The following is a 13,574-nucleotide window of genomic DNA, read 5'->3' as shown; positions in this document are numbered from 1 at the left end:
CACCCCGGCCTATTCTCATATCTTCGGAAGAACGCAGACGGTGTCGATGCCCAGGACGTGGTTCAGCCGTCCGAAGGCGAGCCACGAACCGATGCTCATGCTCAGTTCGACGATCTCCTTCTGACTGTAGTGCTCGGCCATCCGCTTCCAGAAATCGTCGTCGATGCCGTGGTGGTCGAGCGCGTAGCGTTCGGCGTACTCGGCGGCCAGCCGGGTCCGCTCGTCGAACGCGTCGGTGGTGCGCCACTCGGTCACCGCGTCGGCGAACTCCTCCTCGACCTTCACCCCGTCGCGTTCGGTCCGCCAGTCCAGGCAGAAGACGCAGCCGTTGATCTGCGCGATCCGCAGCCGGGCCGCCTCGAACTCGCGGAGCCCCAGCGTGGTGTGCGAGTACACCGCGAGCGAGAGATTCGATGCCGCGACACCGATCCCGGGCACCATCTCGCCCCAGACGTAGCCGATCGGGTCCTTGCCCTCGGGAATGTCGATGTTCATCGCGCGCTCCTTCCGAGCTTGCCGGTGGCCGGTCGCAACGGGACGTCGAGTGCGTCGTAGAGGCCCGGTTCGGCGTCGACGAGCCAGTCGATGGCCCCGACCAGCCTGCCGACCGCGGTCGCGTTGCCGCCGGCGGACCGGTTCTCGCCCTCGTCGGTGGCCTCGACCGAGACCTCTATGCGGGGACGGCCTTCGATGATCACCTTGTGCGCCCCGTCGCCGCTGGGCGGCATCGGCCAGTCCAGCGCGCACGAGGCGTGGATCCGGGTGACGTGCTCGACGACGATGCGGGGTTCGCCGTCCACGATCCCCTGCACTTCGAACCGGACGGCGCCCTGCGTGCCCGCTTCGAACTCGCCCATCGCCCGCGTGGTCACGGTTTCCTCGAGCGGGCGGCGGTCGAGCGTCTCGCGGATCTCGTCCAGTTCGACGCCGAGGCCGCGGGCGATGAGCCGCACCTGCCCGCCCCACACCATCGTGGGTACCGACGGGGCCAGCATCGGCGGCTGGTAATCCATCGGCTGCCCCATCCCGACCAGATAGCGGACGGAATCCGGCTGGTCGTAGGTGGAGTAGTCGAAGATCTCCTGGCAGCGGACCGCGTCCACGGTGGTGCCGAGCCCGCTGATCAGCAACGGCAGGATGTCGTTGCCCCAGCCGGGATCCACACCGGAGACGAACAGCGAGCCGCCGCCCTCCGCGATCGCCGCGAGCACCGGCTCACGGAGTTCGTCCGGCGCGTTTCGCTGGTCGTACAGCGCGTAGAGCGCGGGCGTCACCACCACCGCCCCGGCCCGGACCGCGCGGACGATGTCGGCCAGCGCTTCGGCGGGCCGGATGTCGCCGGACGCCGCGTACACCACCGCCCGCGGACCGGCCGCCAGAACCGTTTCGACGTCATCGGTCGCCGCCACACCCAGTTCGCCGTCGATCCCCGCGAGCGTCGCCGCGTCACGGCCGACCTTCGCGGGATCGTGCACGAGTACGCCGGTGAGTTCCAGCGCCGGATGCGCGTCGACGGCCCGGATGGAGGCACGACCGATGTTGCCCGTACCCCAGACGACCGTGGGAATCATGAAGTCGAGGTTAACCGAATCCGAGTTCGGTTCCCAGTACCGAAACAATCACGAAAACGCAGGTCAGAGCGCATTACTCGGGTTCATTCGAGTGGGCAACGAAAGCGTTCCGGTACGCGGAACGAGCGTCGTTTTCCCGGTGTCCGGCAATACCCGTTGGACCGTTCGCGCGGCGTCTGTGTAGTGTGCGCTCTCGTGACGAGCCCCGAGTCGGACAGAACCCCGCCGCCGGTCATCCGGCGGCGAGTCTTCCTCTCCTGCCGTTAGGTCCTCTCGCCTCCCGGTGACCGGAGCGCTGTTCCGTGCGTCCGGCCGGGTTTCCTCCTGTCCAGCGCACGGCTCCTCCTGTTCACTTTCTCTTGGGAGTCGTCCGTTGCCCCTGTTCGTCTATGTCCTCGGCCTTGCCGTGTTCGCGCAAGGCACCTCCGAATTCATGGCCTCCGGTCTAGTGCCAGGGATCGCCGGTGAACTGTCCGTCCCGGTGGGCGCGGCCGCCGCGCTGACGTCGGCCTACGCCGTCGGAATGATCTTCGGCGCCCCCGCGATGGCCGTGCTCAGCGCGCGCTGGCCTCGACGGCGAGCGTTGGCCGGGTTCCTGACCGCCTTCGTCGTCGTGCACGTCATCGGCGCCGTCACGACGAGCTTCCCGGTGCTGTTCGGCACCCGGATCGTCGCCGCGGTGGTCAACGCCGGCTTCCTCGCCGTGGCGATGCCGGTCGCGGTCGCGCTGGCGCCACAAGGGAAACAGGCGCGGGCGACCGCGATCCTGTTGTCGGGTATCACGCTGTCGTGTGTCGCCGGAGTGCCCGCGGGCGCCGTTCTCGGTGATCTCGCGGGCTGGCGGTCCGCGTTCTGGGCGGTCGCCGCGCTCTGCCTTCCCGCACTGGTGCTGGTGTTCCGTTCGGCACCGGCCGGCGCGGCGAGTCCGTCCGAAGTCTCGATCAAGCGCGAAATGTGCGAGCTGAAATCACCACCCGTGCGGCAGGCGATGCTCCTCGGCGCGCTGGTCAACGGCGCGACCTTCACGACGTTCGCCTTTCTCGCCGTCATCGCGACGGACGTCGCCCACCTTCCCGCCGAAGCGGTTTCCGGCCTGCTGGCGGCGTTCGGCGTCGGCGCTTTCCTCGGTGTCACGGTGGCGGGCCGCAAGGGGAACGGCGAACTCCGGCGCGGTCTGGTCCTCGGGTTGTGCGCCCTGCCGGTCGGCTGGGCGGCGCTGGCCATGACCGGGACTCAGCCGGTCGCGTTGTTCGTCCTGGCGACCGTCCAAGGTGGACTGTCGTTCGGCTGCGGTTCCGCGCTCATCGCGCGGGTCATGCACGTGGCTCCCGGAGCCCCGGCCCTGGGTGGTTCGTTCGCGACGGTCGCGTTCAACGTCGGCGCGTTCGTGGGACCGGTGCTCGCCGGTTTCGTCACGGAGTCGACCGGTGACTACCGCGACGCCGTCTGGATCAGCGCGGCGATCGCCGTCGTCGCGCTTCCGCTCGTGCTGTGGCGGGGCTCGGTAACATCGGCCGGACCATGGAAATGATCACCGTCCCGGCGGGCCCGGTGAGGCTGACCGACCGCCGGACGCAGCGGAGCTGGACCGTCGACGTCGCGTCCTTCCTGCTCGCCCCCGTTCCGGTCACCCAGGAGGAGACCGGGACGCTTCCTCTCGTCGACGTCTCCTGGCAGGACGCCCTCCGCTTCTGCAACACGCTGTCCGCGCGTGAGGGGCTGACTCCCGTCTATGAGCTGGAGTCCTCGACGTGGGACCGGTCCGCGAACGGCTACCGCCTGCCCACCGAAGCGGAATGGGAACACGCCTGCCGCGCCGGCACGACCGGTCCCCGCTACGGGCCGCTCGACGAGATCGCCTGGTACCGCGAGAACTCGGCGGAGTCCCGGCACGACGTCGGCGGGAAGACTCCCAACACGTGGGGCCTGCACGACATGCTCGGCAACGTCTGGGAGTGGTGCTGGGACGTGTACGACGCCGAGGTGTACGGCGAGTACCGGGTCCTGAAGGGCGGTGGCTGGTTCGACGAGCACTGGAGCTGCCGGGCCTCGGTGCGGCGGCGCAGCCACCCGACCTTCCGGGTCGACGACGTCGGCTTCCGCCTCGCCAGGTCACTGTGACCCCGGCCTCTCGTGCGTGTTGATCACCCGATTGAATGACGCCAGGACACCCGGCCAGGGTGTCGGACCTCTGGAGGAAACCGTGACCGGAACCGCTCCCCGAGACGTCGAACGCGTCTACTCCACCGCCGACGTCGTCGCGAAACTGCGCCGGCTCGCCGACGCGCTCGAGTCCGAGACCTCGTTCCGCATCCAGATCGCCGGGGAACGGTTCCGCGTCCCCGCCCGCGCGCAGTTCTCGATCGAGCACGAGCGCGGCGACGGTGAGGAAGAGGTCGAGTTCCAGCTGAAGTGGAAGATCGAAGAGACCGATTCGGACGACGACGCCGAAGGCACCGTGGTCTGATCTTTCCGTCCACAAAGGACAGGCGGGCGTCGGCGGCGTAACCTCCGCTGACGTTGCGAAAGCCACTTTCGCAACCTTCAACGTTGCGAAAGTGGCTTTCGCAACCCGCCCCTTTCGCCTTACCAAGCGGGCAGTCTCAAACGATGCCGCCGTTGGCGCGAAGCACCTGCCCGTTGACCCATCGCGCCGGACCGGCGAGGAACGAGACGACCTCGGCGATGTCGGACGGGGTGCCGAGGCGTTCGAGCGGGGGCTGCGCCGCCATGCTCGCGATGGTCGCCTCGTCCTTGCCGTCGAGGAACAGCGCCGTCGCGGTCGGACCGGGAGCGACCGCGTTCACGGTGATGTCGCGGCCGCGCAGTTCGCGGGCGAGGACCAGGGTGACGGCCTCGACCGCCCCCTTCGTGGCCGCATAGGCCGCGTATCCCGGCAGGGCGAGGCCGAGCACCGACGTGGAGAAGTTGATGATCGCGCCGCCGTCGCGCACGCGGCGGGCGGCCTGCTGGTCGACCACGAAGGTGCCGCGGATGTTGGTGCGGTGCAACCGGTCCAGCCGGTCGAGATCGAGTTCTGCGACCGGCGCGAGATACATGATGCCCGCCGCGTGGACCACGACGTCGACCCCACCGAAGGTCTTCTCCGCGGTGTCGAACACGGCCTCGACGGCCTGCTCGTCGGCGACGTCGGCCTGGGCCGCGATCGCCTGGCCACCGGCGGCGGTGATCGCGTCGACCGCGGCCTGCGCCTCGTCCTTGTTGCCGCCGTACACGACGACGACCGCGAACCCATCCGACGCGAGCCGCTCGGCGGACGCCCTGCCGATGCCCCTCGATCCGCCGGTGACGATCGCTACGCGTGCCATGAGATGCTCCCATCAGGCGTTTCCATTGGTAACAAACTAACCGTATCACCGATATCGAACCAGTGCTACCAGCTGGGTGTTATCGTCGATACATGACGACGAAAGACCGGTTGGTCCGCGCGGCGGCCGAGCTTCTGCGGGAGGGCGGGCGCGAGGCGTTGTCGACACGTGCGGTCAGCGCCGCCGCCGGCGTCCAGGCACCGACGCTCTACCGGACCTTCGGCGACAAGGACGGCCTGCTCGACGCCGTCGCCACGTATGGCTTCAAGAGCTACCTGGAGGGGAAACACGCCCTCGGCGAGACCGACGACCCGGTGGGTGATCTGCGGCGAGGCTGGGACCTGCACGTCGAGTTCGGGCTGCAGCAGCCCGCCTTCTACATGCTCATGTACGGCGAGCCCCGCGTCCGCGAAGCCCGCCGTGAAGCGGACGCCATCCTCCGCCGGATCGTCGGACGCATCGCCGAGGCCGGCAGGCTGCGCGTCCCGGTCGAACAGGCCGCGCAACTGGTGCACGCGACCGGGATGGGTGTGATCCTCTCGTTCCTCTCCAGTCCGCCCGAGCAACGCGACCCGGACCTGATCGACGCCGCGCGCGAACACGTCATCGCGGCCATCACCACCGACAGCGCGGACGACGCGTCGAACATCCCCAGCCGTGCGATCGCGCTCAAAGCCGCGCTGGAAAAGGAACCTGGCGACGCACTGACCGCGGCCGAGCACACCATGCTGGCCGAATGGCTCGACCGCCTCGCGCGGTGACCTACCGGCCGACGGCCTTCGCCGCCGCGACCGCCTGTCCGGCGTAGGACCGTCCGAAAAGGACGGTGTGGACCAGGAGCGGGAACAGCTGGTGCGCGCCGATCCGGTCGGTCCAGCCGTCGGCGAGCGGGGCGACCTCCTGGTAGGCGGCGAGCACCCGGTCCAGCAATGGGCAGCCGAACAACTGCAGCATGGCGAGATCGGTTTCGCGATGGCCGCCGTGCGCCGCCGGATCGATGAGCGAGGCTTCGACGGGTCCCCACAGCACATTGCCGTTCCACAGATCGCCATGCAGGCGCGCCGGAGGTTCGGCCACTTCCGGGAGCCGCACGCAGGCGCGCTCGATGACGGCGGCTTCGTCAGCGGTCAAAGTGCCCTCGTCGACGGCGCGGCGGACATAGGGCAGGACTCGGTGCTCGGCGTACCACCGCGGCCAGTCTTCCCCTGGCGTGTTCTTCATCGGGGCCAGGCCGATCCACGCGTCGACAGGACCGTCCGGCGGTGCCGCGCCGAACGCGGGTGCGCCCGCCGCGTGCAGTGCCGCGAGCCCTCGCCCCAACCGCTCCGCCGCGTGATGCGTCGGCCGTCCTGCGCCGACCAGGTCCGTGACCAGCCACTCGTCGTCGTGACCGCGAACCTCGGGCACCCGCACGGCGCCGGGCTCTCCCAGCCATCGCAGGCCCGCCGCCTCCGCGGGTGTCGCGTTCCGCGCATGGCCCCGTTTGACGACCACCGTGTCGCCGCTGTCCAGCACTACTTCGGTCACCCCGCTGGAGAGGCTTCTCTGCTCGGAAACCGAGCGTCCGGTGATCCTCGTGGCAGCCTCTGCAGGCGAAACCTGGGTCATGTCCGCAACCTACCTCCGATCGGGTGAATGAACAGCCCCGCCGGTTTCCCGACTTCGGTCGGGCTGCATCCGGTCAACGCCCGGAACTCACGGACGAGATGCGCCTGATCGCTGTATCCACCCAGGTGCGCGACGTCGGCCCACGAGAGGGACGACGCCCGGTCCAGCAGTCTCAGTACGCGATTGAGCCGCGCGATCCGCCCGGCCGTGCGGGGACTCAGCCCGATCTGCTCGCGAAACCGGGCGTTGAGATGCTGCCTGCTCCAGCCGATCTCGCCGGCGAGGGCGTCGACACGGACCGGGCCCGCCGAAAGCCGGTCCCACGCGTGCCGGACCGGATCCGCCAGTACAGGGCCGCGAGCCAGCTTCGCCGCGAGATAGTAGTCCAGCAGCCGGAATCGCTCCGACCAGTCCGCCGCCTCTGCCAGCCGTTCGGTCAACGGCCCGGCCGTCAGCAGATCGGACGCCGCGACCACGGAATTTGTCAGCTCCCTCAACGGAATCCCGAACAACGCGTACGAACCGAGCGGGGTCAGGGTGACGACGATCCCGCGCGAAGCCCCGGCCTGTTCGACGCGCAACGGCCGGTCCCGCAGCCCCAGCACCGGCGAATCGGGGATCCCGGCACCGCGAGCCGGAGCGTCGAGGTCGATCACCCAGGTGAGCACGGACAACGGAGTGATCTGCCAGGAATTCGCGCCCGCGTCGGGAAGATCGTGCGCCACGTAGCTCGCCACATGGGCGGCCAGCGCGGGATGCGGCCACCTGAGCATCCGCTCGCCGGGCGAACGGGTGATGTCCCGCCGCGGCACCACGAGACCCCACCCGCCCATGCCTCCACTTTACTTTCGTTCAAGACCGGGACCGTGGCTCCGCCTAGCGTTCGGCGCATGCGGAAAATCGGGGGATTCAGAAATCCGGCGGCCGAGAAGCGCTATTTCGCCGCCTATGACCGAGCCATGGCCGAGTGCCCGGAGCCGGGTGCGGTCTTCGACGTCGAAACGCGTCACGGCACCACACGGGTCTACCGCTACGGCGACGGCGGCACGCCGATCGCCCTTCTGCCAGGGCTCATGGCCACCTCAGCCTGTTTCGCGGCGCTGATTCCCGCCTTGGCCGAGCGGCACGCGGTCTACGCGATCGACACTCTCGGCGAAGCGGGCCGAAGCGTGCACAAGGTTCCTTTCAAAGACCTTCGTGACCGCGCGAGTGATCTCGACGCCGTCTTCGAGAGCCTCGGGTTGACGAATGTCCATCTCGTGGGCGGTTCGACCGGCGGCTGGCACGCGGTCAACCAGGCCATCCACGCGCCCGGCAGACTCGCGTCCATCGGCTTGCTCGACGCCACCACCGTTTCGGCGCCGTTCTCTCGGCGCGTGGTCTGGTACGGCCTGCCCGCGGCCGTGCTCGACAGCGATCGCCTGTGGCGGCGGTTCACGGCGTGGTCCGCCGGGGAGGACGTTCTCGACCAGCCCGCCGCCCGGCTCGTTCTCGCCGGGATCCGGTGCTATCGCGCCCGGATTCCGTTCCAGGTCCGCCCGGGCGAGGACGCGCTGCGGTCCATCGAAGTGCCCACGCTCGCCCTGTTCGGCGGGCGCAGTGTCGTGCACGACCCGGTCGCCGCCGCCGCACGACTCGAAAGCCTGCTCCCCCATGCCGACGTCGAGATCCTCCCGGACGCCGGGCACTACCTCTATCTACGCCCGCGGGATCGCGACCGGATCATCGAGCGTGTCCTCGCGTGGGCAGGCTAGGCCGCCAGCGCACGGGAACGGCGGCGCGCGGCGGCCAGGCTGGCCCGGCACGCGGCGATCAGCCGGGCGGAGGCGGCGCTTTCGCCGTGGCCGCACCGAGGGCAGAACATCGTGACGTCACCGGACAGTTCGTCGATGGAGACGGTCAACGCGGTCGCGCACGAACGGCACCAGCGATGCCGTGTGACGGGGTTGACGTGCAGCGGCGAGGCCACGCACTGGTGGATCCAGCGGCCGTGCACGTGGCAGGTCAGGCGGTCGTCCGGGGACAGGCGGCCGACGTCTTCCGCGTCGTCCTCCATCGCCAGCAGAACCGGCAGGGTGCGGCTCACCGGGTTCAGCCGCGTGGTCGAGGCCAGTGTCGTGGTGTTCATCGCTTTCTCCTTCCGGCTCTTATCAAGACGTCGAACGGGGAGTGCCAGATACGACACGGCCGGGCATCTTTTCCCGAAGAGCTCCCCCTCGCGGGTGAATTGATCTTGGTCGAATCCGAACCGTTACCCCATTCGGGTTAATGGCGCGTATCTTTCGGATCATGACGGCCACACTCGTTTCACTGTCCACATCAGACAGTCGTGGCCGCGGCTACCTGCTGTTTCCGCCCGCCGGCGGCACGCTCCAGGCATTCGAGCCACTCGCCGGCGCGGCGGACGCGGACGTTCGAGGCATCGAATACGCCGGGCACGGGGGAAGGCTCGCGGAGCCACCGGCTTCCTCCGTCGAAGAACTCGCCGCGCACTCGGCGGCCGCGATGCCGACGGCCTGGTTCTCCCGTTCCGTGACGATCGCCTTCGGCATGGGCGCTTTCGTCGCTTTGGAAACGACTCAACGGCTGGGTGTGTCGCCCCGCGCGCTGATCGTCGTGGACGCGTGCGCGCCGCAACGGCGTTCACCGGACAAGAACGCCAAAGCGGGCGCCTCGGCGATGGGGCGGGTGTTCGGCCGTACCGGGCTCACCCCCGTCGCGGGCTACCGCGCTTCGCCCGAAAGCTGGGAGTACGCCCTGGACCTGCTGCTCGGCGATCTCCAGCTCCTGAACGCGTACCGGGGGCCTGCCAGGGCCCAGCTCTCGTGCCCGATCGCGGCGATCCGCGGCGCCGACGATCCCGCGTCCGCTTCGGGCGACGACGCCACGGGCGGCTGGCGGGTGTGGACGTCCGGCCCGTTCGTGGGCCGCGTCGTCCCCGGCGGTTACCTGGGCGTTCTCGAATCCGGCCGGGAGGCCGAGTTCTGGGCGCGGATCCACCGGCTGGAAGAGGCCTTCGTGGCCGCCCACCCCGAGGTGGCCTAGGGCGACTTACACCGGTGACGTCGTCCGACGGTCGCCGCGTCCGGAGCCGCCCGCCTAATTTCGTCCCGTACCAGGCGTTTCGCGGGAGGAATCAGGATGCTCAGCAGGAGAAGGTTCGCGCAGGCCGTCGTCGCCGCGACAGCGGGTGCCACCGTCGTGGGCTGCTCGGCCCCACCCGCGGCGGCCCCGGCAGCGGCGCCCGCCACGACCGGCGGGAACACCTCGTTCGGCCCGCTCAAGCAGATCGACGCCGGGGAACTGAGCATCGGTTACGCCGAAGCCGGCCCCGCCGACGGACCGGTGGTGGTCCTCCTGCACGGCTGGCCCTACGACATCCACAGCTACGTCGACGTCACCCCGCGCCTGGTCGCGGCCGGCTACCGGGTGATCGTGCCGTTCCTGCGCGGCTACGGGCCGACGCGGTTCCTGTCGAAGGACACGTTCCGCAACGGCCAGCAGTCCGCGATCGCCGCCGACATCGTCGCGCTGCTGGACGCGCTCAAGATCGAGAAGGCCGTCTTCGGCGGCTTCGACTGGGGCGCCCGCACCGCCGTGATCATCGCCGCGCTGTGGCCGGAGCGGTGCAAGGCGCTCGTGTCGGTGAGCGGCTACCTGGTGACCAACCGGGAGACGAACAAGCAGCCGCTCTCCCCGACCGCCGAGCTCGGTTGGTGGTACCAGTACTACTTCGCCACCGAGCGCGGCATCCTCGGCTACACGAAGAACCGGCACGACTTCAACAAGCTGATCTGGAAGATCGCGTCGCCGAAGTGGTCCTTCGACGACGCGACCTACGACCGTTCGGCGGCCTGCTTCGACAACCCGGACCACGTGGCCATCGTGATCCACAACTACCGGTGGCGGCTGAGCCTCGCCGAGGGCGACCCGAAACTCGACGCGCTCGAACAGAAGCTCGCGCAGGGACCGGCGGTTTCGGTGCCCACCATCACGATCGGCAGCGACTTCGACGGCCCGAACACCGACGGCAAGGCGTACCGGTCGAAGTTCTCCGGCAAGTACGAGCACCGCGTCCTCGACGGGATCGGCCACAACGTGCCGCAGGAGGCGCCGGAGGCGTTCGCCAAGGCCGTCATCGACGTCGACCGGTTCTAGCGGGCTCCGGTGAGGTGTTCGAGGGCCAGCTGGGACAGGCGGATGAAGCCGTAACCGCGTTCCGCCGCCTTGTCCGGGTCGAAGTCCTCGAACGCCGACCGGTCAGCCAGCAGATCCGCCACCGTCTCGCCTTCGTTCAGGGTCGGCGTCGCGAGCTCGGGGACCAGAGCGGCGTCCAGCGCGGCCCGTACCTCGGGATCGGCACGGAAGGTGCGGGCACGTTCGGCGAACAGCAGATAGCTGGCCATGTTGGCCTCGGCGCTGGCCCACACGCCGTCCATGTTCTCCGTGCGCAGCGGTTTGTAGTCGAAGTGGCGCGGCCCGTCGTAGCCGCCGTGCTCCAGCAGGTCGACCAGGAAGAACGACGACAGCACGTCGCCGTGGCCGAACACGAGGTCCTGGTCGAACCGCGGGCCCCGCTGGCCGTTGAGGTCGATGTGGAACAGCTTGCCCTGCCACAGGGCCTGCCCGATGCCGTGGACGATGTTGAGCCCGGCCATCTGCTCGTGCCCGACCTCGGGGTTCACCCCGACGATCTCGTGGTTGTCGAGCGTGGAGATGAAGGCGAGCGCGTGGCCGATGGTCGGCAGCAGGATGTCGCCGCGAGGTTCGTTCGGCTTCGGTTCGAGCGCGAGCCGGAGGCCGTAGCCCTGGTCGAGGACGTACTGGGCGAGGAAGTCGATGCCCTCGCGGTAGCGGTCCATCGCCGCGCGGACGTCCTTCGCGGCGTCCGTCTCGCTGCCTTCGCGGCCGCCCCAGAGCACGAACGTCGACGCGCCGAGCTCGGCGGCGAGGTCGAGGTTCCGAAGCACCTTCCGCAGCGCGTAGCGGCGGACGTCGCGGTCGTTGCTGGTCAGGCCGCCGTCCTTGAAAACGGGGTGGCTGAACAGGTTCGTGGTCACCATCGGGACCACGAGGCCGGTCTCGGCGAGCGCGCCCTGGAAGCGCTTCAGCTGCCGCGCGCGGTCCGCGTCGGCCGAACCGAACGGAACGAGGTCGTCGTCGTGGAAGGTGATCCCCCAGGCACCGAGGTCCGAGAGGCGGTGCACGGCCTCGACCGGATCGAGCGGAGGACGGCTCGCCGGACCGAACATGTCGTTCGCCTGCCAGCCCACGGTCCACAGCCCGAAGCTGAACTTGTCCTCACGCGTCGGTGCCTGAGCCATCTCGCCTCCTATTAGTTTGATGCCTGAACTTATCGACGCCCGGCCCGGCGGGTCAAGGCTTTCGTTCAGCCATCGAACGAATACAATCGCGCGATGATCGGCACGCGCCCGGCGGGACAGCACACCGTGCGGCAGCACAACGCCGCGCTCGTCCTCGGGGCGATCGCGGACGGTCCCGGCACGTCGCGGGCGGGCCTGGCCGCCGCCACCGGCCTCACGAAGGCGACCGTGTCGAGCGTGGTCGACCGGTTGATCGCGGCGGATCTCGTGGCCGAAGGCGAACCGGAACAACGCGTCGGCCCCGGACGGCGCGGCACCGTCGTGTCGCTCTCCCCCACCGGCCCGCACGGACTCGGCATCGAGATCGGCGTCGACTACCTGGCGTCCTGTCTCGTCGATCTGACCGGCGCCGTCCGGGCGCAGGAGGTCCGATACGCGGACAATCGCACCCCGCGGGTTTTCCAGCGCGTGTCGGCGTTTCTGCGTAAAGCCCGGAAGCAGGCGGACACGCTGGGCGTCCCGGTCGGCGGCGTCGGTATCGCGGTGCCGGGCCTGGTCGAATCCGGCCTCGTGCGGCTCGCCCCCAACCTGGGCTGGCGCGACGTCGACCTCGCGGACCGGCTCGGCGGGACGTTCACCGTCGCCAACGAAGCGAACTTCGCGGCACTCGCCGAACTCTGGCACGGCACGGCGTTGCCGGATTTCGTCCACGTGTCGGGCGAGATCGGGATCGGCGCGGGGATCGTGCTGGACCGGGCCCTCTTCGAAGGCGTCCGAGGCGCGGGCGGCGAGATCGGCCACCTGCCGGTGGCGCCCGACGGTCCGCCGTGTTCCTGCGGCGCGAACGGCTGCCTGGAACGCATGGCGGGCCAGGAGGAGATCCTTCGGCTCGCGGACGCGGACACTGTGGACGAGCTGGTTTCCGCACTGGAGTCCGGCGACGACGCCGCGCTTATCGCGGTGACCACCGCCGCTGGACACCTCGGCGTCGGACTGTCCACTGTGGTCAATCTGATGGACGTCCCGGCGGTGGTGCTAGGCGGAACCTACGCGCGGCTGGAGCCGTGGCTGCGCGAGCCACTCCTCGCCGAACTGGAACGGCGAGTGCCCAGCACGGCGTGGTCGCCGGTGCGCGTCGTCCGCTCGGCGCTCGGCACGGGAGCCGCCGTCCGCGGCGCCGCCGGCTCGGTGATCCGCGGCATCCTCGCCGACCCCGAGCACCATCTCACGACTCACTCGCCATCCGATCAGGACGCTCGGGATCGGTGACCCCGGGCAACGAGGCCTCGATGGACAACGCACGCTCCTCGATGTCCGCGCGCTGAACTCGCCGGGCGTAGGCGATGAGTTCGTCGCGGTCCGCGTGCGGGAGCCAGCCCTGTTCGCAGCCGGTCTCCAGCCGCACGAGGTAGCGCACCAGCTCCGCCGACTCGGCGCCGAACTCCCGCATGCGGCGCGTCAGCAGTTCCGCCGCGGCGAGGTAGCCGTTGTTCCACGCGTGGACCGCCAGCAGTTGCGCGGTCGCGGCGAGGATGTCGCCGAGGTGGAACCCGCCCTCCGCGGCTAGATGCCCGGCGATCCGGAAACTACGTCTGCCCTCGCCGACGGGTCCCTCCTCGCGAATCGCTTCGAGCAGCGCCCCGATCTGCCGCGTCAGGTAGTCCTGACCCGCGTCCTCCACCGTCACCGCATTCCTCCACCCAGTCGCCGCGATCGTAGGAAGGTGTCAATGGGGTGAGCGT

Annotated in this window: 16 protein-coding genes; 8 read left to right on the top strand and 8 right to left on the bottom strand. The window is 69.5% G+C overall.

Annotated features, from left to right (window positions below; genetic code table 11):
• Window positions 1–15: 15 nt before the first annotated feature.
• Window positions 16–495 (bottom strand): carboxymuconolactone decarboxylase family protein, encoded by a 480-nt coding sequence (locus AVR91_RS18465; protein WP_038513161.1) that lies wholly within the window; start codon window positions 493–495, stop codon window positions 16–18.
• On the bottom strand, window positions 492–1,571 hold the full coding sequence (locus AVR91_RS18460; RefSeq protein ID WP_063273912.1) for an NAD(P)H-dependent amine dehydrogenase family protein: 1,080 nt from the start codon (window positions 1,569–1,571) through the stop codon (window positions 492–494). Before AVR91_RS18460 ends, AVR91_RS18465 begins: the two co-directional genes overlap by 4 nt.
• A 373-nt stretch (window positions 1,572–1,944) precedes the next feature.
• On the opposite strand from AVR91_RS18460, the gene AVR91_RS18455 reads away from it, so the two are divergent.
• From AVR91_RS18455 to AVR91_RS18445, 3 genes are all read left to right on the top strand, one after another.
• Window positions 1,945–3,102, top strand: a complete 1,158-nt coding sequence (locus AVR91_RS18455) for a Cmx/CmrA family chloramphenicol efflux MFS transporter (protein ID WP_063273908.1) — start codon at window positions 1,945–1,947, stop codon at window positions 3,100–3,102.
• A complete protein-coding gene (locus tag AVR91_RS18450) occupies window positions 3,093–3,692 on the top strand; it encodes a formylglycine-generating enzyme family protein (RefSeq protein ID WP_063273909.1) in 600 nt (199 codons plus the stop codon). Before AVR91_RS18455 ends, AVR91_RS18450 begins: the two co-directional genes overlap by 10 nt.
• An 82-nt stretch (window positions 3,693–3,774) precedes the next feature.
• Window positions 3,775–4,038 carry an amphi-Trp domain-containing protein gene (locus tag AVR91_RS18445; protein ID WP_016334492.1) on the top strand — a complete coding sequence of 88 codons (264 nt, stop codon included), beginning with the start codon at window positions 3,775–3,777 and terminating at the stop codon, window positions 4,036–4,038.
• A gap of 136 nt (window positions 4,039–4,174) precedes the next feature.
• On the opposite strand, the gene AVR91_RS18440 is transcribed toward AVR91_RS18445, so the two are convergent.
• On the bottom strand, window positions 4,175–4,900 hold the full coding sequence (locus AVR91_RS18440; RefSeq protein ID WP_063272548.1) for an SDR family oxidoreductase: 726 nt from the start codon (window positions 4,898–4,900) through the stop codon (window positions 4,175–4,177).
• 92 nt (window positions 4,901–4,992) lie between these two features.
• Here AVR91_RS18440 and AVR91_RS18435 point away from each other — a divergent pair, with 92 nt between their 5' ends.
• Window positions 4,993–5,661 (top strand): TetR/AcrR family transcriptional regulator, encoded by a 669-nt coding sequence (locus AVR91_RS18435; RefSeq protein ID WP_063272547.1) that lies wholly within the window; start codon window positions 4,993–4,995, stop codon window positions 5,659–5,661.
• 1 nt (window position 5,662) lies between these two features.
• Here AVR91_RS18435 and AVR91_RS18430 read toward each other — a convergent pair whose 3' ends face one another.
• Both AVR91_RS18430 and AVR91_RS18425 read right to left on the bottom strand, forming a co-directional pair.
• Entirely contained in the window at window positions 5,663–6,508 is an 846-nt protein-coding gene (locus tag AVR91_RS18430) for a fructosamine kinase family protein (RefSeq protein WP_063272546.1), read from the bottom strand.
• Window positions 6,505–7,341 (bottom strand): helix-turn-helix domain-containing protein, encoded by an 837-nt coding sequence (locus AVR91_RS18425; RefSeq protein WP_063272545.1) that lies wholly within the window; start codon window positions 7,339–7,341, stop codon window positions 6,505–6,507. The genes AVR91_RS18430 and AVR91_RS18425 overlap by 4 nt, the downstream gene beginning before the upstream one ends.
• A 57-nt stretch (window positions 7,342–7,398) precedes the next feature.
• On the opposite strand from AVR91_RS18425, the gene AVR91_RS18420 reads away from it, so the two are divergent.
• Window positions 7,399–8,262 carry an alpha/beta fold hydrolase gene (locus AVR91_RS18420; protein ID WP_063272544.1) on the top strand — a complete coding sequence of 288 codons (864 nt, stop codon included), beginning with the start codon at window positions 7,399–7,401 and terminating at the stop codon, window positions 8,260–8,262.
• Here AVR91_RS18420 and AVR91_RS18415 read toward each other — a convergent pair.
• Entirely contained in the window at window positions 8,259–8,636 is a 378-nt protein-coding gene (locus AVR91_RS18415) for a hypothetical protein (RefSeq protein WP_063272543.1), read from the bottom strand. The genes AVR91_RS18420 and AVR91_RS18415 overlap by 4 nt on opposite strands.
• Before the next feature lie 161 nt (window positions 8,637–8,797).
• Here AVR91_RS18415 and AVR91_RS18410 point away from each other — a divergent pair, with 161 nt between their 5' ends.
• Together AVR91_RS18410 and AVR91_RS18405 are read left to right on the top strand one after the other, a co-directional pair.
• Window positions 8,798–9,553: a thioesterase II family protein gene (locus tag AVR91_RS18410; RefSeq protein ID WP_063272552.1), complete on the top strand. Its 756-nt coding sequence runs from the start codon at window positions 8,798–8,800 to the stop codon at window positions 9,551–9,553.
• A gap of 96 nt (window positions 9,554–9,649) precedes the next feature.
• Entirely contained in the window at window positions 9,650–10,666 is a 1,017-nt protein-coding gene (locus AVR91_RS18405) for an alpha/beta fold hydrolase (protein ID WP_063272542.1), read from the top strand.
• On the opposite strand, the gene xylA is transcribed toward AVR91_RS18405, so the two are convergent.
• Window positions 10,663–11,832 carry a xylose isomerase gene (gene xylA, locus AVR91_RS18400; protein ID WP_063272541.1) on the bottom strand — a complete coding sequence of 390 codons (1,170 nt, stop codon included), beginning with the start codon at window positions 11,830–11,832 and terminating at the stop codon, window positions 10,663–10,665. The two genes, AVR91_RS18405 and xylA, sit on opposite strands and share 4 nt — an antisense overlap.
• Before the next feature lie 93 nt (window positions 11,833–11,925).
• Here xylA and AVR91_RS18395 point away from each other — a divergent pair, with 93 nt between their 5' ends.
• Entirely contained in the window at window positions 11,926–13,101 is a 1,176-nt protein-coding gene (locus AVR91_RS18395; protein WP_063272540.1) for an ROK family transcriptional regulator, read from the top strand.
• Here AVR91_RS18395 and AVR91_RS18390 read toward each other — a convergent pair.
• Entirely contained in the window at window positions 13,058–13,519 is a 462-nt protein-coding gene (locus tag AVR91_RS18390) for a hypothetical protein (protein WP_016334506.1), read from the bottom strand. The two genes, AVR91_RS18395 and AVR91_RS18390, sit on opposite strands and share 44 nt — an antisense overlap.
• Between the last annotated feature and the right edge of the window lie 55 nt (window positions 13,520–13,574).

The sequence above is a fragment of the Amycolatopsis keratiniphila subsp. keratiniphila genome, assembly GCF_001620365.2.
GTDB classification, from domain to species: Bacteria; Actinomycetota; Actinomycetes; order Mycobacteriales; family Pseudonocardiaceae; genus Amycolatopsis; species Amycolatopsis keratiniphila.
Note: the sequence above shows the minus strand (reverse complement) of the source record. Positions and strands in the feature narration are given on the sequence as shown.

Bases quoted from the DNA above. Each gene is read 5' to 3' on its own strand.
- xylA (WP_063272541.1), bottom strand. From the start codon at position 11,832: ATGGCTCAGGCACCGACGCGTGAGGACAAGTTCAGCTTCGGGCTGTGG.
- AVR91_RS18405 (WP_063272542.1), top strand. From the start codon at position 9,650: ATGCTCAGCAGGAGAAGGTTCGCGCAGGCCGTCGTCGCCGCGACAGCG.
- AVR91_RS18420 (WP_063272544.1), top strand. From the start codon at position 7,399: ATGCGGAAAATCGGGGGATTCAGAAATCCGGCGGCCGAGAAGCGCTAT.
- AVR91_RS18430 (WP_063272546.1), bottom strand. From the start codon at position 6,508: ATGACCCAGGTTTCGCCTGCAGAGGCTGCCACGAGGATCACCGGACGC.
- AVR91_RS18450 (WP_063273909.1), top strand. From the start codon at position 3,093: ATGGAAATGATCACCGTCCCGGCGGGCCCGGTGAGGCTGACCGACCGC.
- AVR91_RS18410 (WP_063272552.1), top strand. From the start codon at position 8,798: ATGACGGCCACACTCGTTTCACTGTCCACATCAGACAGTCGTGGCCGC.
- AVR91_RS18465 (WP_038513161.1), bottom strand. From the start codon at position 495: ATGAACATCGACATTCCCGAGGGCAAGGACCCGATCGGCTACGTCTGG.
- AVR91_RS18440 (WP_063272548.1), bottom strand. From the start codon at position 4,900: ATGGCACGCGTAGCGATCGTCACCGGCGGATCGAGGGGCATCGGCAGG.
- AVR91_RS18415 (WP_063272543.1), bottom strand. From the start codon at position 8,636: ATGAACACCACGACACTGGCCTCGACCACGCGGCTGAACCCGGTGAGC.
- AVR91_RS18460 (WP_063273912.1), bottom strand. From the start codon at position 1,571: ATGATTCCCACGGTCGTCTGGGGTACGGGCAACATCGGTCGTGCCTCC.
- AVR91_RS18435 (WP_063272547.1), top strand. From the start codon at position 4,993: ATGACGACGAAAGACCGGTTGGTCCGCGCGGCGGCCGAGCTTCTGCGG.
- AVR91_RS18395 (WP_063272540.1), top strand. From the start codon at position 11,926: ATGATCGGCACGCGCCCGGCGGGACAGCACACCGTGCGGCAGCACAAC.
- AVR91_RS18425 (WP_063272545.1), bottom strand. From the start codon at position 7,341: ATGGGCGGGTGGGGTCTCGTGGTGCCGCGGCGGGACATCACCCGTTCG.